The 329-nt window shown below is 63.8% G+C and carries 1 pseudogene; it reads right to left on the bottom strand.

Annotation, left to right across the window (positions count from 1 at the left end):
• Positions 1-329, bottom strand: a pseudogene (locus EE949_RS08430) (zinc ABC transporter ATP-binding protein); the annotation flags it as partial.

Genomic DNA, 329 nt, shown 5'->3' with positions numbered 1-329 from the left:
GAACATGAGTGTGGGAATGCGGCGTAGCGTTCGAGGCATCGCTCACGACTTCGCCATGCAGATCATGGGCGTGGTCGTGATGGTGGTGATAAATCGCCAGACTCTGCGCGTTCTTGCCGAACAGCTCGACGAACGCCGGGTCGCCGCTGAGCTGTTCCGGGTGTCCGGAGCAGCACACGTGGCTGTTGAGGCACACCACCTGGTCGGTGGTGCTCATCACCAGGTGCAGGTCGTGAGACACCATCAGCACGCCGCAGCCATGGCGGTCGCGCAGGCGCGTGATCAGGCTGTACAGCTCGGCCTGCCCGGCCACATCGACGCCTTGCACC

It is taken from the genome of Pseudomonas viridiflava (genome assembly GCF_900602065.1).
Classification (GTDB): domain Bacteria; phylum Pseudomonadota; class Gammaproteobacteria; order Pseudomonadales; family Pseudomonadaceae; genus Aquipseudomonas.
The sequence above is the reverse complement of the archived record's forward strand: the minus strand, read 5'-3'. Positions and strand labels throughout refer to the sequence as shown.